Origin of the sequence: Enterococcus sp. DIV0213h (assembly GCF_051711285.1) — a bacterium.
Classification (GTDB): Bacteria; Bacillota; Bacilli; order Lactobacillales; family Enterococcaceae; genus Enterococcus_D; species Enterococcus_D casseliflavus.
In genome coordinates this window covers 1792157-1812701 of sequence record NZ_JBIOMH010000001.1, presented here as the reverse complement: position 1 = coordinate 1812701, position 20545 = coordinate 1792157, and the positions used below count along the sequence as shown (strand labels likewise).

Below are 20545 nucleotides of genomic sequence, written 5' to 3'. Positions count from 1 at the left end.
CGTCGTAAAAAAACGCGTGTATTGACAAATATCAGGTTGTCACACGACCTACATTATCATACAAAATGAAAAAAATAGCAACGAGTTTTATTTTTCGACTTGACTTTTCTCATCATTTCCTATTTCTAGCAAACGTCCACGACATTTTCCACAAACATATTTTTTGATATCCACACGTCGCTGCCGCCGAATCTCGCAGCCGCAATTTTGGCATCGATAGCGATGTTTGGCTGTCCTTTTGGCAGGAGGTGCATAACGCAAGCCTCCCGTTCTTGCCAGCAATGCTTTAAAGGCAGGATCTTGGTGACGGTGACCAAGACCTGCTAAGTGCAAATGATAATGACACAATTCATGCTTGATAATGCCGATAAAAACCTCCATCCCGTGTTCTGTGAGCATGGTTGGATTGAAATCCAAGTGGTGATCACTTAGATGGTAGCGGCCACCGGTTGTTTTTAAGCGAGAATTAAACACCGCTCGATGCGTGAATGGTTTGTTGAAAACAGACAGCGACAGCTCTTCCACCAAATGTTGCAATTCTTGTTGGGTCATTTTGCATTTCCCGGATCGACCATGGTTAAACTGATACGGCCTTTTTTGACATCTACTTGCTCGATCCAAACGGTTACGACATCACCGACGGAAACAACGTCTTTCGGATGCTTTACAAACGAACGGCTCAGCTTCGACAAATGCACCAGTCCATCTTGTTTGACACCGATATCGACGAAAGCACCAAAGTCGATCACATTTCGAACCGTTCCCTTCAGTTCCATTCCCGGTTTTAGGTCCTCCATACTCAGCACATCTTTGCGCAATAATGGCGCTGGCATTTCATCACGCATATCGCGTCCAGGCTGCATTAACGCCTTTAGGATATCCGTGATGGTTTCTTTGCCGACTGACAATTTTGCGGAAAGCTCCGCTGGGCGTAGTTGGGCAAGTTTCGCTTTATTTTCTTCCATTTGCTCTTTCCCTAGCTCCGCTAAAGAAATACCCGCGATCGCCAAAATTTCTTTGGCAGTGTCATAACTTTCTGGATGGATCCCGGTATTGTCCAAAATGACTTTTCCGCCAGGTATCCGCATAAAGCCGATCGCCTGTTCATAAGCTTTTGGTCCTAAGCGAGGGACTTTTTTCAGTTGATTCCGCTGCGTAAATACACCATTTTCTTCTCGATAAGTCACGATATTTTGAGCAGTGGTTTTATTTAAACCAGCTACATGCTGCAAGAGTGCCGCACTTGCGGTATTGACGTCAACGCCAACTTGGTTGACAACAGTCTCAACAACAAAATCCAATTGTTCAGCGAGGCGTTTTTGCGAAACGTCATGCTGGTATTGTCCGACGCCCACGGATTGTGGATCAATTTTGACTAATTCTGCCAAGGGATCTTGCAGACGGCGGCCAATACTGATAGCGCTGCGTTCTTCCACTTGCAGATCAGGGAATTCTTGACGAGCGATCGGACTGGCAGAATAAACAGAAGCGCCTGCCTCATTCACGATCACATAATATACTTCTTGATCGATCAATTTTAATTGTTCAGCGACGAATTGCTCTGATTCCCGACTCGCAGTCCCATTACCGATTGCGACCATCTCGACTTTATAGGTTTGTAATAAGCGACGAAACGCTGGTCCGGCAGCTTCTCGCTTATTCATAGGCGCTGGTTTATGAGGATAGATCACTTCGATCGCTAGTACTTTTCCAGTCTCATCAATGACGGCTAGTTTACAGCCTGTACGATACGCTGGATCAAAACCTAAAACGACTTTGCCCTTCAATGGCGGCTGCAGCAACAGATTGCGAAGATTTTCTCCAAAAATCGCAATTGCCTGTTCGTCAGCTTTTTCTGTCAATTCATTGCGGATCTCTCGTTCGATGGCTGGGGAAATAAACCGTTTCAGCGCATCAGCAGCTGCAGCTTCAACAAAACCGGCTGCGGGTGAATCCCTATTCGTGATCAATTTGCGACGTAGGTAATCCATGATTTTTTCTTCATCTGCCACAAGGGCGACCTTCAAGATGTCTTCTTGTTCCCCACGATTAGTGGCTAAAATTCGGTGGGATACCATCTTATTGATAGGATGCTGGAAATCGTAATACATTTCATAAACGCCTTTTTCATCTTTTTCAGCATTTTTGACCGTGCTTTGATACAATCCTTTGTTTGTGTAATAGCTGCGGATCCAACTACGAAACTCTGCAGTATCACCAACGCCTTCTGCAATGATCTCGTGCGCGCCTGCTAAGGCATCTTCTACAGTAGGAACAGCATCACTGATAAATTCGGCCGCTTTTTCTTGAACGTCACCTGCTTTTGGGAAGCTTAACAGCCACTGAGCAAATGGTTCCAAGCCGTTCTCTTTGGCGATCGTCGCTTTGGTGCGTCGTTTTTGTTTATAAGGACGATACAGGTCTTCGACGGCCTGCATTTTTGTCGCAGCTAAAATCGCCTGTGATAGTTCAGGCGTTAGCTTTTCTTGTTCTTCTATCAAACGCAAAACCTCTTGCTTGCGTTTCTCTAAGTTTTCTAAGTACTGGTATCGCTCTTCAATTTCTCGAATCTGAACTTCGTCAAGTCCATTCGTCATTTCTTTACGGTAGCGGGCAATAAAGGGGACGGTATTTCCTTCTTGCAATAACTGCAACACCGTACTGATTTGTTTTTGGGTAAAAGCGGTTAATTCTTGTTTTACTAAATCAAGTACCTCTTGATTCATTTCTGCCATTTGTTCTCACCTTTCCTTTGTTGCTTTTGCTATTTTAACATAAAAAAGACAGCCATTGAGCGAACAAGATTGCACGAAAACAATGTTGCTTTCGCGACTCTTGTTATGGCTGCTTTTGTCTTTTATCAAAAAGACTTTTAAAAGTCTGGTTGCCAAGGGCCTGCTAAATTTTGGTATTCGATGTCCTGAACGATCCCTTTATCATCAAAAATCACGCCATGCACCGATCCACCAAATACTGCCCCGCCATCGATGCCGATTTTGTCGTCTTGTTGCCATAGATCCGTCGTCTGCATATCTCCATGCAGCATGGGCGTGATGGTATGGCCAAAAACGATCGTTTTTCCTGTACGGTTTTTTCCTTTATGAAACGGCTCGCGAATCCAGATAAAATCATGGTCTGCGGTCTTACGCCAATCTTTTTTACTTAAATCCACGCCCGCATGAACAAAGAGATACTTTCCCCATTCGTAATAAAGCGGTCGCTCCATCAAAAACTCTATTAAGTCTCGATAGCTACTGCGGATCATTAAGGCGATTTCCGTCGGCGAATACTCCTCAGTAGCGCCTGTATGCAAAAGACTTTCAATCGTTTCTTTGCCGCCATTGCGTACGTAAGCGGCAAACCAATCCTCAGGGGCATTTAGAAATTGCAGAAAATACTCCTCGTGATTGCCGCGTAAATAAATCGCTTGGTATTCTTCGACTAACTTTTTTCCCAGAAAAAAACACTCTTTTGACTTCGGCCCCCGATCATTTAAGTCTCCAATCAAAAGCAGCTGATGGAGCTTAGGGTCATAATCGGTAAGAAGTTTTTTAAACAGATCGGCCATTCCATGAATATCACTGATTGCATATAGATAGTTTTGCATAGTCATTTCCTCCTTAAAGGCAATTGATTCTCTTGTTATCAATTTTAGACCTTTGCCTGTAAAATGTCTTGCAATAAAACGAAAAAACCAACCATTTGTCCTGAACAGTACGACAACATAAAGTCGGGTTCAAAAGGACGAATGATTGGTTACGATCGACAAAAGCTATTTTCCTGAAACAGCAAAATAATTGCCATCCGGATCGGCAAAATTGAAAACCAGTTGTTCTTCCATCTGAATCATTTCACCCACTTCTGCTTCCATCTCTAAAAGCTTCTTATAAAGTGTCGTAATATCTTCTGCAAAAAACATGATCGATGGGGAATTCAAAGCGACTTCAGGTGAATGTGTTTCGATAAACTCACGGTCATATAAGACAAAATGTACCTCCGCCTCTTTTGATGGCGCGATTTCAACGACGGATGTTCCATCAACGGTTTGTTGTTCAATGATCACAAACCCTAGTTCTTGCCAAAACTCAACTGCTTTCGTCACATCGTCGACGTATAGCATCACTTGCATTTGATTGGAAAACAATGGGCATCCCTCCTATTTCTCGTTATTCGTCTGCTTCCTTCGCTTCTTGCGCAGCGTTCGAATTGGTATTAAAGTTCAATTGTAAACCTGGTTTGTCGGTCACGATCTCTGTCACTTCATAAGTCAAGCGTTTGACGATATCAAACAAGGGCTCAACCAAGCGATCAGTTTCGGCTTTCGTCAAATCCTCTCCAGAATTGACTTTGCGATTCAAAATATGATTGACTTGTCCGACACGTCCTGACAAAACGTAATCAGGGAACACCAATTGGAATTCTAAGCGGGCACCAATAATACTGTTTTTTTCCATATATTCTTCATCTTTGACTTTTAACGGCGCAAAGCCGACATTCAATTTTGTTTCCATTTCTTTGTCTTTCGGTTTCATATCAAAATGATACGCTTCAACGATCGGTTGTTGTCTTTTTAATTCCACTAGATTCACACTCCTTATCTAAAAGTATAGCATAACCTTTTCTTTGAGCCTACTGTATTCTTTAGACAATAAAAAAAACGGCAAGTGCCGTTTTAATTTGCTTCTTTTAGTGTTGCTAGGTAGTCCAATGCATCTTGGACATTGGCGATGGGAACGATTTTCATGTCTGTGTCTAACTTCTTCGCTGCTGCCACTGCCTCTTCGTAATTCGTTTTAATGGAAGGATCTATTTCACGCTCTTCATCAGTGATTTCATCGTCCGGAGCAAAAAAGATTTCTGCTCCACTTTCGCTGGCACTCGCTACTTTTTTGTCAATCCCACCGATTCGACCAACCGTCCCATCAGCTGAGATCGTTCCGGTTCCAGCAATATTATGGCCTTTACGCAAGTTATCTCCAGTTAGCTGTTCATAGATTTCAAGGGTGAACATCAACCCAGCTGAAGGCCCACCGATATTGCCAGAATCGATCACGATCTCTTCATCAGAAGTGATCTCTGTATGATCGACGAGTGAGATACCGATACCTGCTTTTTGATTGCTTTCCAGTTCAATTAATTTGCCTGTTGCTTCTTTTTCTTCACCATCTTGCAAGTAAGTTACGGTGATCTCATCACCAATGGTTTGACTTTGTACATAGTCGATAAAGTCTTGGCTACTTTTAAATTCTTTGCCATTGACAGCGGTGACGGTATCTCCAACGGATATTTTCCCCGCAAAACTGGAATTTGGATCGATCCCCATGACATAGACCCCTTTATAGGTCATTTCATAAGGCAAGTCTGCCAGCTTTAATGCTTGCTCAATCGCACTATTTTGCGAGGATTCCATATAATAGCGCTGGATGCGATTGTACTCCTCATCTGTCGCACCGCCTAAAAGTTCTTCCTCACTGATCAAGTCTTGAAATTCATTGAATTTCGTTCCAATCGCCGTAAACACGGTAGCCTGTCGAATCCCGACACTGGTTAAAGAAAAGGAGCCGGCTGAGGTGTCTTCTTTTTGATTGACGGTAATCAATTCTTTTAAATCGATCGTTGCACCAGGTTGCTCGATATAATAAGGAATCGGCAAAAAGGCACAGGCTGCGATGATCAGTGCTAAAACAAACAAGAGAACATATTTGATCGTTGATTTAAGATTCATTGGTATCACGCTTCTTTACTATAGCATCGTAGATATTTTGTGGTAAATATTCCGCAACATCGCCGTTAAAGGTTAAGATTTCTTTCAACAAACTGGAGCTGATGAAACTATGCTTTGCATCTGCTAAAAGAAAGACGGTCTCTAGGGAAGGTTCTAAGTGATGATTCATTTCCATGATGTCCCGCTCATACTCATAATCTTTCACACTGCGAATGCCTCTAAGCAGAAACTGTGCGCCTAGTTTTTTCGCGATCGTGACCGTCAGCTCCGTTTCTTGCGCCAGAATCTTGACGTTTGGAATATGAGCGAGGGCTTCTTCAATTAGATGAACTTTTTCTTCACTTGTAAAAAAACTTTTTTTATTGGTATTTGTAAAAACACCCACGATCAGTTCATCAAAAAGCGTTGCGCCTCGCTCAATCAGATCCACATGACCTGACGTCAGCGGATCAAAACTTCCTGGAAATAAAGCAATCTTTTTCATGTTATCCCTCATTTCTATAGATCGTCACCGCAGATATGCCATAGGTTTGGGCGCGCATCAAATGCAAAGAACCAATCTTTTCTGGCAAGACGATGGACTTATCTGTTTCGCAAACTACATAAGCAAACGGACGAATCAATTCATCCTTCAGCATAGCTTCTAGCTGTTGCAGGATCTCTTGCTTTGCGTAAGGTGGATCTAAAAATAGATAGTCAAAGCTTTGTCCCTCAGCTGCAAACTGGCGTAAAGCTTGATTGGCATCCATTTTTAGTACCGTGAACTTTTCTGGTTCTTTGGTTATTGCAATATTTTCACGGATCACTTTGATAGCTGGAAAACTACGGTCGACACAAACGGCATGCTCCGCACCACGAGAGACCGCTTCGATCGCTAAGCCCCCGCTCCCACTAAACAGATCCAGTACAACTCCTCCATCTAAATATTGCCCTAACATGTTAAAGATCGCCCCTTTTACTTTGTCTGTCGTGGGGCGAGTGTTATCTCCAGCAAGACTTTTTAATCTGCGGCCACCATATTCTCCGGCTACTACACGCATGCGTTTTTCCCTCCAAGATCTTCGTAAATACAAATATAGCACTGTTTCTATAAATAGCAATAAAAAAATGGCGGTGACTCAAGGCACCCCCACTTTTCTATTACACGTTTTCTGCCAATCGAATCATCGTATTTTTTTCTTCGATATCAAACCCTTCATCTTTCACTGGATAGGCTGCTGATGTACCAATTTTTTCAGCAAAATCCATTTCGACATCTGGTCGATAGGAAGCTTCAACTTGTCGAACAAAGTGAAACTGCTCGATTTTTGTTTTTTTGCTTTCGTATTCTTCTTCGTTCAAATACATGACCACGTATTTCATTTTGCGTGACACATAATGAACGAAGCCAAAACGACGCAAATTTTTTAGTTGACGTAGGCTGTAGACCCATACGATCAATCCTCGACGCTTCTGCATCGTAAAAGGCGTTTTATCCTCGTGCATGACAATTTCCTCCACAACTTGATTTTGATTGAAAAAAAGGACTTCCAGCATCCACTTTGACAGTTGGTGAAAAACACGTAGAAATCGCTACGGTCAGTTCATCCAGCAAACGCTGCAGCTGCGTTTCACTCCAGCGGTACTCGCTCACTTGCTCATTGAGATCCAGCTGTCGCTTAGCTGTGCGCATCGCACGCTTTTTCTCTTTGAAATCAGGGGCATATGCGCCGTACGCTTCAATTCTTTCAAAATCCAGCTTTTTTTCTAAAAACGTTCGCATCAATTCCTGAGCAACAGGATCTTGATGCATGGTTTGTTTCGCTATTTGATAGTTTCTACACGTTTCACTCGCTTTGATTGCCGTTACAAGTGAATCGATTTGATCTTCAATCTCAAAAAAGGCTTCATCGTAAATCATCTGATGTACTATCCTCGGTCCCTTCTACATCTTCTTGCACTAAGACTACCATATTTGCTTCAGAAAAAGCAATTCCTATCTTTTCTGATTGTTCATGGGTCAAACGTTCAGTAAATCTTGGGTTACTGAACCAAGATAAAATAGTAAAGGTTGGATCATAGACAGGCGCTTCAAAAATCGAAGCAGAAGCCTCTAACTCCTTCGCTGCTAATAACTCCTGCCACTCATCGTTCGTCAAAACAAAATTACTCGTTTTTTCCGAAGAAAGAGCACGTTGATAGGAATGGATGCGTTGAGAGGTCAAATGATCCGATAGATTATTCGTCAAATCCGCTAAAAGTCCGACAGCATCTTGATGCGTCTGGGTATCTTGTACAAAGCTTTCCAAACCGATTTGATTACGAAGCTTATCAATAATGACAAAGGCTAACGTCTCTTTTTCAAGATCAGCTTGTGCTTGGTCAATCGTTTGCGAAACTTGAAACAGCGGTCGTTCTCCTTCTGTCAAGGGATAGGGCGCTAACTTAAGCAGGGTCGTCTGATCCAAATAAGTGATCGCCTGCAGTTGAGCCGTCTCTTGATCAAAGAATAAAACAGCAAATGTCCCATTATCAAACGCTACTAAGGGTCGGTAGTTCATATCTTCTTCCATCAATTCAAAACTGATGGTGCGATCATTTTGTGTCAAGGTAAAATTTGGATAAATCATGGTCAGCTCAGTCAAGTCAGTCAAGGTCATGCCCATTGCAAAGGGCGCTAGGGAAGATCCCCCGGCGCCGATCACTTTGATTGCCTGCACACTCTCACCATCAGTATTGATCTCAACATATTGCTGATCGTCTAATTGATTGTAGACCCGAATTTCAAACTCGTAGCCCGAGCGATACGTTTGAACTGGAAGCCCGTAGATTTCTTCAAAATCAGAAACAGGCTCCCCAATCAATTCAGCTAATCCTTGGGCTGCGATTGGTTCATAATTCATGGTCGTTGGTGCTTTGATTGGGTTCTCGATCGTCATTCTTGAATCTGAAGCGTTTTGCATGAATACTGGCTGCAAATACACGATTATCAGGGCTAGGACAAATAAGCCGCAAAATAATAATCCCCTTCGCTTCATCTGCTGATCGACTCCTTATTTTTCTTTGACTTCAATCAGAAGGTCTCCTGACTGGATTGGTTCCCCATCGGTTACGTAAACATGCTCAACTACACCAGAAAAGCGAGCTTCGACGGAAGTTTCCATCTTCATCGCTTCAGTGACCATCAGCGTCTGTCCACGTGCTACTCGGTCACCTTTTTTGACTAATACTTCTAAAACTGAACCACTCATGGAGGCACCGATTTGTTCTTTGTTCGTTGGCTCTGCTTTGCGTTTTGTTTGAACAGAACTGATGATCGAACTATCTTTCACAACGATTTCTCGTCGTTGACCGTTCAAGTTAAAGAAGAGGGTCCGATTGCCTTCGATATCTGGTTCACCGATTTCATCGAGACGAATGATCAAAATTTTGCCTTTTTCTAATTCGACATTGATCGTTTCGCCTAAACGCATACCATTAAAGAAGGTTGGTGTATCAAGGACTTTTACATCGGCAAACTGCTCATACGCTTTTCGATAATCAAGGAAGACTTGCGGATACATCAAGTAGCTCAAGACTTCTTCGTGTTTTGGTTCATAGCCGATTTTTTCAGCTAGTTCTTGTTTCACTTCAGCAAAATCAACTGGTTTGGCAAAGGCTCCTGGACGTTCCGTAAAGGCTGGGCGTCCTTTTAAGATAATGCGTTGCAATTCTTTCGGGAAACCACCGACTGGCTGACCTAACTCGCCTTGGAAGAAGGTGATCACTGATTCTGGGAAACTCAATGTATCGCCTTTTTCAAAAATATCTTTTTCTGACAAGCCATTTTGTACCATGAAGAGCGCCATATCGCCCACGACTTTCGAAGAAGGTGTCACTTTCACGATGTCTCCAAACATCATATTGACTTCATGATACATTTCTTTGATTTCATCCCATTTTTCGCCTAAACCAACGGCTTTGGCTTGTTGCTGGAGATTGGTATATTGTCCTCCTGGCATCTCATGCTTGTACACTTCCGTTTGAGGGGCGTTCAAGCCATTTTCAAAGGAATGATAGTACATGCGGACATCTTCCCAATAGTGATTCAATTGTTGGATATTATCCACATTGATCTCTGGGCAACGCTCGCCGTTTAAAAGAGCATAATACAAACTACTCATACTTGGCTGACTCGTTGCGCCACTGATAGCTGACATAGCGACATCCACGATATCAACGCCAGCTTTGGTAGCTGCTGAGTAAGTGATAATCCCATTCCCGCTGGTATCATGCGTGTGCAGATGGATCGGTACATCGATCGTATCTTTTAACTCACTGATCAAACGATAAGCCGCTTGCGGTTTTAATAATCCAGCCATATCCTTGATCGCAATAATATGGGCACCAAGATTTTGCAATTCTTTTGCCATATCTTTGTAATATTGTACCGAATATTTTTGGCGGGATGGATCATTGATATCCCCTGTATAACAAATCGTCGCTTCTGCAATTTTCCCCGTATCACGAACAGCTTGGATACTTTTCTCCATTTGTGGGACCCAGTTCAAACTATCAAAGATTCGGAATACATCGATTCCTTGTGCCGCAGATTCTTTGATGAATTCTTCCAAAACATTGTCTGGATAATTGGAATACCCGACAGCGTTGGAGCCTCTAAACAACATTTGTAAGAGTGTATTCGGCATTTTTTTCCTGAACATCCGCAATCTTTCCCATGGATCTTCTGTTAAGAAACGGTACGCAACGTCAAAGGTTGCCCCACCCCACATTTCACTTGAGAACAATTGTGGTAGGCCAGCTTCCGTCATCGCGGCAATTTTCTTAAAGTCATGGGTTCTTACACGAGTTGCCAACAAACTTTGATGGGCATCTCGGAAGGTTGTATCCGTCAGTAAGACATTCTTTTGTTGACCGATCCATTCAACGACACCCTCGGCACCTTTCGTATCTAAAATATTTTTGGCGCTGACAAAATCAGGCGTTGCTTGGATGTGTTGTGGCATCCGTGGTTCATTGTAGAAAGGTTTCTTTTGTTTTTCGATTCCCGGGAATCCATTGATCGTGATTTCACCGATATACTTCATGGTTTTGTTTCCACGGTCACGAATCCGAGGGAAATTGAATAATTCCGGCGTATTGTCGATAAAGGTGGTTTTGGCTTCCCCTGAACGAAAGGCTGGATGAGAAACAACATTACGCATAAAGAGAATGTTTGTTTTTACACCACGTACTCGGAATTCTTTCAGACAGCGCATCATTTTTTGAATTGCTTGGTCGAACGAAGCAGCATGCGTACAGACTTTTACTAGTAGCGAGTCGAAATAAGGGGTTACCACTGCACCAGCATAAGCATTTCCGACATCTAAACGAACCCCAAACCCACCCGGAGAGCGGTAGGTATCGATCTTACCAGTATCTGGCATAAAATTATTCGCTGGATCTTCTGTCGTCACGCGACATTGGATCGCAACACCCTCAAAGCAAATGTCTTTTTGTTCAGGAATTCCGATTTCTTTATGCAAGTCTTTGCCTTGTGCAATCAAAATTTGTGTCGTCACGATGTCTAAATTAGTGATCATTTCAGTGATCGTATGTTCCACTTGGACCCGTGGGTTTACTTCGATAAAGTAGAATTTGTCGCCCTCTACTAAAAATTCCACGGTTCCAGCATTGATATACCCGACATGCTTCATTAGTTGAACGGCTGCTTGGCATATTTTTTCCCGTTGTTCATCAGTCATTGACACACAAGGTGCCACCTCGACTACTTTTTGGTGGCGGCGCTGAACCGAGCAATCACGTTCAAATAAGTGAACGACGTTTCCGTGCGTATCTCCTAAAATTTGGACTTCAATATGTTTTGGATTACTAATGTATTTTTCAACGTAGACTTCATCGCTACCAAATGCCGCTTTGGCTTCACTTTTGGCACGTTCGTAGCCGTCTCTTGCTTCTTTTTCATCATGAGCGACACGCATGCCTCGCCCACCGCCCCCAAGGGCTGCTTTGATCATGATTGGATAATCATGTTCGTTTGCAAAAGCTAAAACGTCATCGATCGATGCAACTGGACCGTCAGAGCCAGGAATTGATTGAATCCCGGCCTCGATCGCTGCTGCTTTTGCTTTGATCTTGTCGCCAAAAATATCTAAATGATGGGTGGATGGTCCGATGAAAATCAAACCTTCTTCTTCACAGCGTTGAGCAAATCCCAGATTTTCTGATAAAAAGCCGTATCCAGGATGGATTCCTTCGGCACCGGCCTTTTTCGCCGTGCGAATGATATCTTCAATGTCTAAATACGCATCGATCGGACGTTTGCCTTTCCCCACTAAATACGCTTCGTCTGCTTTAAAGCGATGGACGGAGTATTCATCCTCCGCAGCATAAATTCCGACAGTTTTGATCCCAAGTTCCGCACATGCGCGGAAGACACGGATCGCGATTTCTCCACGATTGGCAACAAGAATTTTCTTCATCTAATCCACTCCATTCAATTGATCAATAATTCAAATAAACCTGTTTCCTCTTTTCTTCGGCACTGATATTTAACACAAAACCGATACAAATCGATAGCATCAGCAAGCTTGATCCACCTTGACTTAGAAATGGGAAAGTGATTCCCGTCAATGGGATCAAACCAGTGATTCCACCTAAGTTGATAAAAATCTGAGACATAAATAATGTCCCTATACCTATGCACATCATGGAATTAAAGGGATCTCTTGAACGGATACCGACAAGAAAGATCCGTCCCACCATATAGAACAAAACACCTAAAATGATGATCGATGGGATCAGCCCTAATTCTTCCATAACGATCGAAAATATATAATCGGTGTGCGCTTCGTTTAAGAAGCCACGTTTTTGGATACTATTTCCAAGCCCGCGCCCGAACAGCCCACCGTTGAACATTGCGTAATACCCATTAACCATTTGATGACCTGTATTGTATTCATCAGCAAACGGGTTCAAAAAAGATGAAAAACGACTATAGACATAGTCGGGTAAAAGCTTACCACCGGTTAGATTCACAAACAAGACGATCAACATACTACCGATAATACCTGCCACACCTAATATTAAGGTATACAGGTAATTCAATCCGCTAGACAATAACACGACAAATGCCAGCAACATAACGATTACAGCATTCCCTAAGTCGGGATAAAGTGCCATGATCCCGGTGTAGACAAAAACGATTCCGATTGGACGCCAAACCGTTTTCCAAAATTCTTGTTGGATACCTTTTTGACGATAAGATAGCGTCACCGATAAAAACCAAATCACAATAAACTTTAAATACTCTGCTGGTTGAATGGAAAAGCCAGCAATCGATAACCAACCGAGTGCCCCATTTCTTCTTGGGAAAAAGAAGGCAGCGATCAATAAGAACAAGATGACGATCATGGCGATCTGGACAAATTTTTTGTTCCGAAAAACATCCGTTTTCATTTTATACATGACAGTGATCGCTATTAGGCTCACCAACCAAAATAATGTTTGATTGATGACGTAAGAAGCAGCTGTGGTCGGTTGTGTGGCGGTCATCGCAACGTAAGATGTGGAACTATAAACCATCATCAAGCCCGTGACACACATAACAATATATGGTAATAAAATACTATAATCTAATAAATGTCTTTTCTTTACTTTCTCTGGCAAGTTTATGCCTCCTTGCCGATGTCAGGTGTCCGCTGGTCCTCGTAGACCTCGCTATACAATTGGTTCAAATCTTTTTCAAGATCCGCCATCAATTGCTGCCCTGTTTGATTATCAACGATCCCCAAGCGGATCGCAAATGCCACTTGTCGTGATAGACCATACATCTGGGTATCAACCACTTCTTCAAATGCTTTGCATTGTGCGATACATAAACTATTTTCTTGGTTTCGGATCAGCTTTTTGATTCGTTCTGCGTCATCTCTCAGCAGATCAAGCGCTTTTGTAGAATCGATTTGCTCCATTCCGGTCCCCCCATTTCTTCGTTTCACCATTATAGCATATTCTTATTCGCTTTTGCATCCATAGATTGGATAGAAATACGGAAATAACGAACTTTAATGAGCATATATTCGAAAAGTTCGCTTTTTGATGATTATCATTCGTGTTTTGGAAATTTTATTCGTTTTATTTATATGATCCGCGCCCGATCTCGTGAAACAAAGGTAGATCGTGAAACACTTTATAAAAAACGTCCTTTACTAAAATTTAAGAAAAGCTATTCTATCAAGTATTCGAAAAAAAATCGGTACCTGCTTTTCCACAATTACGTTTTAAAAAAAGAACAGGTCCAAAAGTCCCTGTTCTTTCAACTCGCATGAAAAGAAAAATCGTTTACTTTGTTTCGTCGCCGATCTTGCCATCCCCATTGATGTCCTCATCGGAAAGACGTTCGACTTCTTTAATAAAACCTTCGCTCATCTCTTGATAATTTTGCTCACCAACGACCGCATCGTCAGGGATTTGATCGACATTTGCAAAAAACTCAATATGATTGTGTAGGTTTTCAAAGCGCATAGGAGCATCTCCGCCGTATTCGCCATCAAGGTTGATCATTAAACGATTGACCTGTTCTGGTGCGTCTACTTCAAGAAAAGATGTTTTCGTATAAATCAGACGACGATCGTTGATGTGTTTTCCACCATTCATCATTAAAGCAACTAAGTGGACGATCTCAAAAATATTGGCCGTTTTGACAATGATCAACGAAAATTTCCCATCGTCAAGCTTTGCATCAGGCGCAATCTGTTCAAAGCCCCCCACTGAATTCGTCAGCCCTAAAAAGAACATCGACGCTCCGCCAATGTATTCTCCGTCTTCATACTTTAGATGCATTTTGATTGGTTTGACACGAGGGAGTAATTCCGCTCCTTTTGCTAGATAAGCTAAGTAGCCAAAAACACTTTTCAGTTCAGAAGGAACATCGTAGGTCAATTCCGTTAAGTGCCCACCAGCAGCAATGTTGATAAAATACGTGTTGGGTGTTTTTCCGACATCCATTTTCACTGTCTGCTGCTTCAAAATCACTTCCGCAGCTGCTTTGATATCCGTACGGGGAATCTTTAGCGCTCGTGCGTAGTCATTGGTCGTGCCTCCAGGAATGATCGCCATTTTTGGTCGCTTTTCTAAAGGAGCGATCCCATTGACGACTTCATTGATCGTGCCATCCCCACCGGCAGCTACCACCAAATCAAAACCAGCTTCGCCGGCTCTTCTTGCTTCATCACGAGCGGAAAATGGCGCAGCGGTCGTGGCAAATGCACTCGCCTCATAACCGCCAGTTTCCAAAACATCTAAAATATCTGCTAAGTTTTTTCGAATCAATTCTTTCCCAGATGTCGGGTTGTAGATTACTCTTGCTCTTTTCATCGCTTGCCTCTTATCGCTTTGCTAGTTCTTCTTGCAACAGCTTGTTCACAACGCCTGGATTCGCTTGTCCTTTGGTTGCTTTCATGATTTGACCAACTAAGAAACCGACTGCGCGGTCTTTTCCGTTTTTGAAGTCATCGACGGATTGTTGGTTATTATCTAATACTTCATTGATCATTGGTAGTAATTGCGCAGGATCTGATAATTGGATCAATCCTTTGGCTTTTACGACTTCTTCAGCGTCGCCGCCGTTTGTGATCAATTCTTTGAAGACTTTTTTCGCAATCTTCGAACTGATCGTGCCATCGGCAATCAAACGAATCATTCCCGCTAAATTGTCTGGGGTTAATTTCGTTTCTGGCAGTTCCAATTTCTCGCTGTTCAGATACGCTGAAACTTCACCCATCAACCAGTTAGAAGCTTGTTTAGGATCAGCACCAGCATCGATGGTTTTTTCAAAGAAATCGGACATTTCTTTTGATAAAGTCAAGACCATTGCATCATATTCTGGTAAGCCCAATTCAGAGATGTAACGGGCACGACGTTTTTGCGGCATTTCTGGCAAGCTTTGACGTACACGTTCGATCCATTCATCATCGATCACAAACCGTGGGATATCTGGTTCTGGGAAGTAACGATAATCAGAAGAACCTTCTTTGACACGCATCAATAAGGTTTTGCTGGTTGCTTCATCAAAACGTCGAGTTTCTTGTTGGATCTCGCCTCCAGAAAGCAATACTTTGGCTTGGCGTTTTTCTTCAAATGCCAACCCTTTTTTCACGAAGGACATAGAGTTTAAGTTTTTCAGTTCTGTTTTTGTTCCGAATTGTTCTTGGCCGTAAGGTCGCAACGAAATATTCGCATCACAACGCATGGAACCTTCTTCCATCTTCACATCGGATACTTCTGTAAACAAGATGATTGAACGCAACGCTTCTAGATACGCATATGCTTCTTCTGGTGAACGCATATCCGCTTCGGAAACGATCTCGATCAAAGGGGTTCCTTGACGATTTAGATCAACATAAGAATAACCGCCTTTGCCGTGCATGTTTTTCCCAGCATCTTCTTCCAAATGAACTCGCTCGATGCGAATCTTTTTCTTTTTGCCTTCCACTTCGATCTCGATCCACCCATCATGACCGATCGGTTGATCGAATTGCGAAATTTGATACGCTTTTGGATTGTCGGGATAGAAATAGTTTTTGCGGTCGAAATGCGTTTCTTTTGAGATTTCACAATTCAGCGCAAGCGCAGCTTTCATCCCAAATTCGATAGCCGCTTTGTTCATTACTGGTAAAACACCTGGATAGCCCCAGTCGATCACATTCGTGTTGCTATTTGGTTCAGCGCCAAAGTGAGCAGGTGCTGGAGAAAAAATCTTTGATTCTGTTTTTAATTCTACGTGGACTTCAAGCCCAATGACTGTTTCGAAGTTCATGCCTTATCCCCTCCTAAAATCACTGGTTTTTTCGTGTGGAAATCAGTTGCTTGTTCAAAGGCATAAGCCGCTTTATACATGGTTGCTTCATCAAAATGTTTCCCAATGATCTGCAAGCCGACTGGCAGTCCTTCAGAAAAACCTGCTGGGATCGACATCCCTGGCAGTCCTGCTAAGTTCACAGGAATGGTTAAAATATCATTCAAGTACATGGTGATCGGATCATTGATGTTTTCTCCAATACCAAATGCTACCGTTGGGGAAGCTGGGCCAATGATCAAGTCGTATTGGCTGAAGACCTTATCGAAATCTTGTTTGATCAACGTCCGTACTTGACCGGCTTTTTTGAAGTAGGCATCGTAGTAGCCAGCACTTAGTGAAAACGTACCTAACATGATCCGGCGTTTTACTTCTTCCCCGAATCCTTCACTGCGAGAATTGACATAGACATCTTCTAGATTGCTGACATTTTCTGAACGGAAACCATAACGAATACCGTCAAAACGTTGCAAATTAGAACTTGCTTCAGAAGAAGCGATGATATAGTAAACGGCTACCCCGTATTTTGAGTGTGGCAAGCTGACTTCTTCCACAGTCGCTCCTAACTCACGGAAAGTGTCCGCTGCTTTTAAGATTGCTTCTCGAACGCCTGCTTGGATCCCTTCACCTAAGTATTCTTTTGGCAAAGCGACTTTCATACCTTTGATATCACCCGTCAAACCTGCTGTAAAATCAGGAACAGCAGCGCCTGCTGACGTACTATCTTTCGCATCAAACCCACTGATGGCATTTAATGCAAAGGCATTGTCTTTCACACCACGCGTCATCGGACCAATTTGATCTAAAGATGATGCAAACGCGATCAGACCAAAACGAGAAACCCGTCCGTAGGTTGGCTTCATCCCGACGATTCCATTGAAAGCTGCTGGTTGACGAATCGAACCACCCGTATCGCTACCTAATGATAGGGGGACTTGTCCAGCTGCAACGGCAGCCGCCGAGCCACCTGATGAACCACCAGGTACTTTTGTTTCGTCCCAAGCGTTTTTCGTTTTCTTAAAGAACGATGTTTCGGTACTTGCGCCCATGGCAAATTCATCCATATTTAACTTACCAACTGGAATCATGTCTGCTTGATAAACTTTGTCCATAACGGTCGCATCGTAAATTGGATCAAAATTACCTAAGATTTTAGAAGCAGCTGTTGTCCGCAAATCTTTGGTAACGATGTTGTCTTTGATTCCGATTGGAATTCCCGCCAACACATTGCTTTCAGTGATGCCTTTTTGATCGATGGCTTGTGCCAATTCCTGCGCTTTTTCTTCATTCAACGCTAGAAACGCATCGACTTTCGGCTCTGTTTCTTTAATGCGAGCAAAGGTTTCGCTCGTTAAGTCTGTTGCAGTAATTTCCTTTGACACTAATAAGCTGTGTAATTCTTCTAAGCTTTTTTTATATAATTCAGTCATTAGGCACCCGCCTCCCCATTATCAATGATTGCAGGCACTTTGATAAAGCCTTCTTCGGATTCTGGAACATTTTTCATTAATTCATCACGGTCCCAGCCGCCGGTCGTTACATCTTCACGCATCACGTTAATCGTTTCTGCGACATTCGATGTGAATGGTACTCCTGTGGTGTCCACTTCTTCAAGTGTTTCAACCATATCAATAATTTTCCCTAGCTGAGAGGTAAACTCATGTAATTCATCGTCTGAGAATGAAAGTTTTGCTAGTTTGGCAACGTGTTTGACTTGTTCTTCGCTGATCGCCATAAAATCCTCCTCTTTCTCGTATCCGTAATCTACGTTTACGTTTTTCCAATGTATTGTATCATTTTTTTAACAAATCATGAAATAGAATTTGAAAATTATCAAATATAATTGTAAATAAAAGCAGAAATCATTTCTTTCCTCGTAGTGCAGGGAAGAAATGATTTCAATTAGACAAGAAAAAACAACTGCTTCTCGTCTGTGACAATGCTTAAAGGTTATTGATCTGCCGAATGACTGCCTTCGATCGCAGCCACCATTTGAGCTTCATCCCAAACGGTGACACCTAGGGATTGTGCTTTGGTCAGTTTGCTGCCTGCCTCTTCCCCAGCAACAACGATATCGGTCTTTTTCGATACACTCCCTGTTACCTTCCCACCGAGATTTTCAATTCGTTCCTTGGCTTCTTCACGAGTGAAGTGACTTAATTTTCCTGTTAAAACGACGGTTTTCTCTTTAAATGGTGATTCGACGTCTTCCAACTGTTCATTTCTAAGCCCCAAATAAGCAAAGTTGACACCCGCTCTTTCAAGTTCATCTAACAGGTCGTGAACTTCTTGATTGTCAAAATACGTGACGACACTTTCAGCAATCGTTGCGCCGATAGCTTCTAGCGAAATGATTTCTTCTTCCTTGGCTTTGCTGAGCGCCCGCAGATCACCGAAATGTTCTGCTAAAATCCGAGCCGCTTTCGCACCGACATGACGGATGCCTAGCCCAAAAATCAAACGTTCAACCGAATTTCCTTTACTTTGTTGAATCGCCCGCAACAGGTTATTGGCTGATTTCTCTTTGATTTTATCAAGGGTCAACAATTGTTCTTCTGTTAAAAAGTACAAGTCGGCCACATCTTTAACTAAGGATTTATCGAACATTTGCTCTAAAACACGGGGCCCTAAACCGTCAATGTTCATAGCATTCCGTGAAACGAAATGGCTGAGTCCTTCTTTGATCTGTGCTGGACACTTTGGATTGATACAACGCAAGGCAACTTCTTCATCTAAATGGATCAGCTCACTCCCACATTCGGGACAATGTGTAGGCGATTCAAAGGGTTGACTTGCTTCTGTGCGTTTTTCTTCCAAGACTTTCGCAACCTCTGGAATAATGTCCCCCGCCTTATAGATGATGACCGAATCGCCAATGCGGATGTCTTTCATTTTAATGAAATCTACATTATGGAGACTGGCACGGCTGACCGTCGTTCCAGCAACACGAACAGGGGTCATAACAGCGGTCGGTGTCACAACACCCGTCCGTCCCACGGTCCATTCGATCGTTTCGATCACTGTTTCCGCTTCTTCCGGTGGAAACTTATATGCCGCCGCCCATCGGGGTGCTTTTACGGTAAAGCCTAGCGCATCTTGATCTTTGAAATTATTGACTTTGATGACTACGCCGTCAATCTCATAGGGAAGCTCACTGCGCTTGTCATGAAACTCTTCGATATATGCCCAAACCTCATCGATGGTGTGACACACTCTGCGTTCGTGATTTGTACGAAAGCCTAATTGATCCAGTTCATTCAATGCTGAAAATTGATCATTGGCTTCAATTGGTCCAAAGTCAGCTAGTGTGTACAAGAAGGTGCTTAAGTTTCTTTGGGCTGCGATCCGTGTGTCTAATTGTCGCAAGCTTCCAGCCGCTGCGTTTCTAGGATTGGCAAAAACTTCCGCCCCTTCTTCTTCTCGCTGTTGATTCAATTTCAAAAACGAAGCCTTTGGCATATAGCATTCGCCACGAACTTCCAACGAGATCGGTTCTTTTAATTTCAGTGGAATCGATTTGACGGTCTTTAGGTTTTCTGTAATGTTTTCACCTACCGTACCATCTCCTCGAGTTGCTCCACGAACAAAGCGCCCTTCTTCATATTTCAAGGAAATTGACAATCCATCGATCTTTAACTCGCAGACATAATCTACCGCTTTCCCCAGTGCTTTTTGAACACGGGCATCAAAAGCCACGATTCCTTCTTTGTCAAAGACATCGTTCAGGCTATACAGCGGAATATCATGCGTGACCTTTTCAAAGCCAGGTAAAATGATACCGCCTACTCGTTGGGTGGGTGAGTCTTCGGTTACTAGCTGCGGATAATTGGTTTCAATTTCAACCAGTTCTGCATATAGCTGATCATAGAGATAATCTTCCACGGAAGGCTGATCTTTTACATAGTATTCGTAAGCATACTGATTTAATTGTGTGCGCAGCTCTTCTGCTCGTGATTGGATTTCTTTTGAAGGGACATCCATCCTAA

Annotated in this window: 19 protein-coding genes; all 19 read right to left on the bottom strand. The window is 42.8% G+C overall.

All coding sequences use genetic code 11. From position 1 onward, the window contains the following. Positions 1-87: 87 nt before the first annotated feature. The 19 genes from IGI77_RS08185 to ligA all read right to left on the bottom strand — a co-directional run bounded on the left by IGI77_RS08185 (position 88) and on the right by ligA (position 20540). Positions 88-552: a SprT family protein gene (locus tag IGI77_RS08185; RefSeq protein WP_005225994.1), complete on the bottom strand. Its 465-nt coding sequence runs from the start codon at positions 550-552 to the stop codon at positions 88-90. Next, positions 549-2735, bottom strand: a complete 2187-nt coding sequence (locus tag IGI77_RS08180) for a Tex family protein (protein ID WP_016609520.1) — start codon at positions 2733-2735, stop codon at positions 549-551. The genes IGI77_RS08185 and IGI77_RS08180 overlap by 4 nt, the downstream gene beginning before the upstream one ends. Before the next feature lie 137 nt (positions 2736-2872). Further along, complete coding sequence (locus tag IGI77_RS08175) at positions 2873-3607, bottom strand: metallophosphoesterase family protein (RefSeq protein WP_005231330.1); 735 nt, start codon at positions 3605-3607, stop codon at positions 2873-2875. Positions 3608-3772: 165 nt separating this feature from the next. Then, complete coding sequence (locus IGI77_RS08170) at positions 3773-4144, bottom strand: VOC family protein (protein ID WP_438769833.1); 372 nt, start codon at positions 4142-4144, stop codon at positions 3773-3775. 22 nt (positions 4145-4166) lie between these two features. Next, positions 4167-4580 carry a DUF1149 family protein gene (locus IGI77_RS08165; protein WP_005225990.1) on the bottom strand — a complete coding sequence of 138 codons (414 nt, stop codon included), beginning with the start codon at positions 4578-4580 and terminating at the stop codon, positions 4167-4169. 92 nt (positions 4581-4672) lie between these two features. After that, positions 4673-5725, bottom strand: a complete 1053-nt coding sequence (locus tag IGI77_RS08160) for a SepM family pheromone-processing serine protease (protein WP_005235759.1) — start codon at positions 5723-5725, stop codon at positions 4673-4675. Further along, positions 5715-6209, bottom strand: a complete 495-nt coding sequence (coaD, locus tag IGI77_RS08155; RefSeq protein ID WP_005231326.1) for a pantetheine-phosphate adenylyltransferase — start codon at positions 6207-6209, stop codon at positions 5715-5717. Before coaD ends, IGI77_RS08160 begins: the two co-directional genes overlap by 11 nt. A 1-nt stretch (position 6210) precedes the next feature. Continuing rightward, a complete protein-coding gene (gene rsmD / locus IGI77_RS08150) occupies positions 6211-6765 on the bottom strand; it encodes a 16S rRNA (guanine(966)-N(2))-methyltransferase RsmD (protein ID WP_005225987.1) in 555 nt (184 codons plus the stop codon). 100 nt (positions 6766-6865) lie between these two features. Further along, on the bottom strand, positions 6866-7210 hold the full coding sequence (locus tag IGI77_RS08145) for a YlbG family protein (protein WP_005225986.1): 345 nt from the start codon (positions 7208-7210) through the stop codon (positions 6866-6868). After that, positions 7197-7625 (bottom strand): YlbF family regulator, encoded by a 429-nt coding sequence (locus IGI77_RS08140; protein ID WP_005225985.1) that lies wholly within the window; start codon positions 7623-7625, stop codon positions 7197-7199. Before IGI77_RS08140 ends, IGI77_RS08145 begins: the two co-directional genes overlap by 14 nt. Further along, entirely contained in the window at positions 7612-8742 is a 1131-nt protein-coding gene (locus IGI77_RS08135) for a CAP-associated domain-containing protein (RefSeq protein WP_015509623.1), read from the bottom strand. Before IGI77_RS08135 ends, IGI77_RS08140 begins: the two co-directional genes overlap by 14 nt. Before the next feature lie 15 nt (positions 8743-8757). After that, positions 8758-12186 (bottom strand): pyruvate carboxylase, encoded by a 3429-nt coding sequence (locus tag IGI77_RS08130; protein WP_438769831.1) that lies wholly within the window; start codon positions 12184-12186, stop codon positions 8758-8760. Between the two features lie 22 nt (positions 12187-12208). After that, positions 12209-13372, bottom strand: a complete 1164-nt coding sequence (locus tag IGI77_RS08125) for an FtsW/RodA/SpoVE family cell cycle protein (protein ID WP_005225982.1) — start codon at positions 13370-13372, stop codon at positions 12209-12211. Between the two features lie 2 nt (positions 13373-13374). After that, the gene (locus IGI77_RS08120; RefSeq protein ID WP_010748186.1) at positions 13375-13674 is read right to left on the bottom strand and encodes a YlaN family protein; all 300 of its coding nucleotides are present in this window, start codon (positions 13672-13674) and stop codon (positions 13375-13377) included. A gap of 370 nt (positions 13675-14044) precedes the next feature. Further along, the gene (locus IGI77_RS08115; RefSeq protein ID WP_010748185.1) at positions 14045-15079 is read right to left on the bottom strand and encodes a diacylglycerol kinase; all 1035 of its coding nucleotides are present in this window, start codon (positions 15077-15079) and stop codon (positions 14045-14047) included. A gap of 10 nt (positions 15080-15089) precedes the next feature. Next, complete coding sequence (gene gatB, locus IGI77_RS08110) at positions 15090-16520, bottom strand: Asp-tRNA(Asn)/Glu-tRNA(Gln) amidotransferase subunit GatB (protein WP_005225979.1); 1431 nt, start codon at positions 16518-16520, stop codon at positions 15090-15092. Then, a complete protein-coding gene (gene gatA / locus IGI77_RS08105; RefSeq protein ID WP_087627420.1) occupies positions 16517-17989 on the bottom strand; it encodes an Asp-tRNA(Asn)/Glu-tRNA(Gln) amidotransferase subunit GatA in 1473 nt (490 codons plus the stop codon). Before gatA ends, gatB begins: the two co-directional genes overlap by 4 nt. Continuing rightward, a complete protein-coding gene (gene gatC / locus IGI77_RS08100; protein ID WP_005225977.1) occupies positions 17989-18294 on the bottom strand; it encodes an Asp-tRNA(Asn)/Glu-tRNA(Gln) amidotransferase subunit GatC in 306 nt (101 codons plus the stop codon). Before gatC ends, gatA begins: the two co-directional genes overlap by 1 nt. Before the next feature lie 215 nt (positions 18295-18509). Further along, the gene (gene ligA, locus IGI77_RS08095; RefSeq protein ID WP_438769830.1) at positions 18510-20540 is read right to left on the bottom strand and encodes an NAD-dependent DNA ligase LigA; all 2031 of its coding nucleotides are present in this window, start codon (positions 20538-20540) and stop codon (positions 18510-18512) included. Positions 20541-20545: the final 5 nt, after the last annotated feature.

What these genes read in the sequence shown, in the direction of transcription:
- IGI77_RS08120 (WP_010748186.1), bottom strand. Translation starts at nt 13,674, where the DNA reads ATGGAGCAAATCGATTCTACAAAAGCGCTTGATCTGCTGAGAGATGAC.
- gatA (WP_087627420.1), bottom strand. Translation starts at nt 17,989, where the DNA reads ATGACTGAATTATATAAAAAAAGCTTAGAAGAATTACACAGCTTATTA.
- gatC (WP_005225977.1), bottom strand. Translation starts at nt 18,294, where the DNA reads ATGGCGATCAGCGAAGAACAAGTCAAACACGTTGCCAAACTAGCAAAA.
- IGI77_RS08180 (WP_016609520.1), bottom strand. Translation starts at nt 2,735, where the DNA reads ATGGCAGAAATGAATCAAGAGGTACTTGATTTAGTAAAACAAGAATTA.
- IGI77_RS08130 (WP_438769831.1), bottom strand. Translation starts at nt 12,186, where the DNA reads ATGAAGAAAATTCTTGTTGCCAATCGTGGAGAAATCGCGATCCGTGTC.
- IGI77_RS08135 (WP_015509623.1), bottom strand. Translation starts at nt 8,742, where the DNA reads ATGAAGCGAAGGGGATTATTATTTTGCGGCTTATTTGTCCTAGCCCTG.
- ligA (WP_438769830.1), bottom strand. Translation starts at nt 20,540, where the DNA reads ATGGATGTCCCTTCAAAAGAAATCCAATCACGAGCAGAAGAGCTGCGC.
- IGI77_RS08140 (WP_005225985.1), bottom strand. Translation starts at nt 7,625, where the DNA reads ATGATTTACGATGAAGCCTTTTTTGAGATTGAAGATCAAATCGATTCA.
- IGI77_RS08175 (WP_005231330.1), bottom strand. Translation starts at nt 3,607, where the DNA reads ATGCAAAACTATCTATATGCAATCAGTGATATTCATGGAATGGCCGAT.
- gatB (WP_005225979.1), bottom strand. Translation starts at nt 16,520, where the DNA reads ATGAACTTCGAAACAGTCATTGGGCTTGAAGTCCACGTAGAATTAAAA.
- rsmD (WP_005225987.1), bottom strand. Translation starts at nt 6,765, where the DNA reads ATGCGTGTAGTAGCCGGAGAATATGGTGGCCGCAGATTAAAAAGTCTT.
- IGI77_RS08115 (WP_010748185.1), bottom strand. Translation starts at nt 15,079, where the DNA reads ATGAAAAGAGCAAGAGTAATCTACAACCCGACATCTGGGAAAGAATTG.
- IGI77_RS08185 (WP_005225994.1), bottom strand. Translation starts at nt 552, where the DNA reads ATGACCCAACAAGAATTGCAACATTTGGTGGAAGAGCTGTCGCTGTCT.
- IGI77_RS08145 (WP_005225986.1), bottom strand. Translation starts at nt 7,210, where the DNA reads ATGCACGAGGATAAAACGCCTTTTACGATGCAGAAGCGTCGAGGATTG.
- IGI77_RS08160 (WP_005235759.1), bottom strand. Translation starts at nt 5,725, where the DNA reads ATGAATCTTAAATCAACGATCAAATATGTTCTCTTGTTTGTTTTAGCA.
- coaD (WP_005231326.1), bottom strand. Translation starts at nt 6,209, where the DNA reads ATGAAAAAGATTGCTTTATTTCCAGGAAGTTTTGATCCGCTGACGTCA.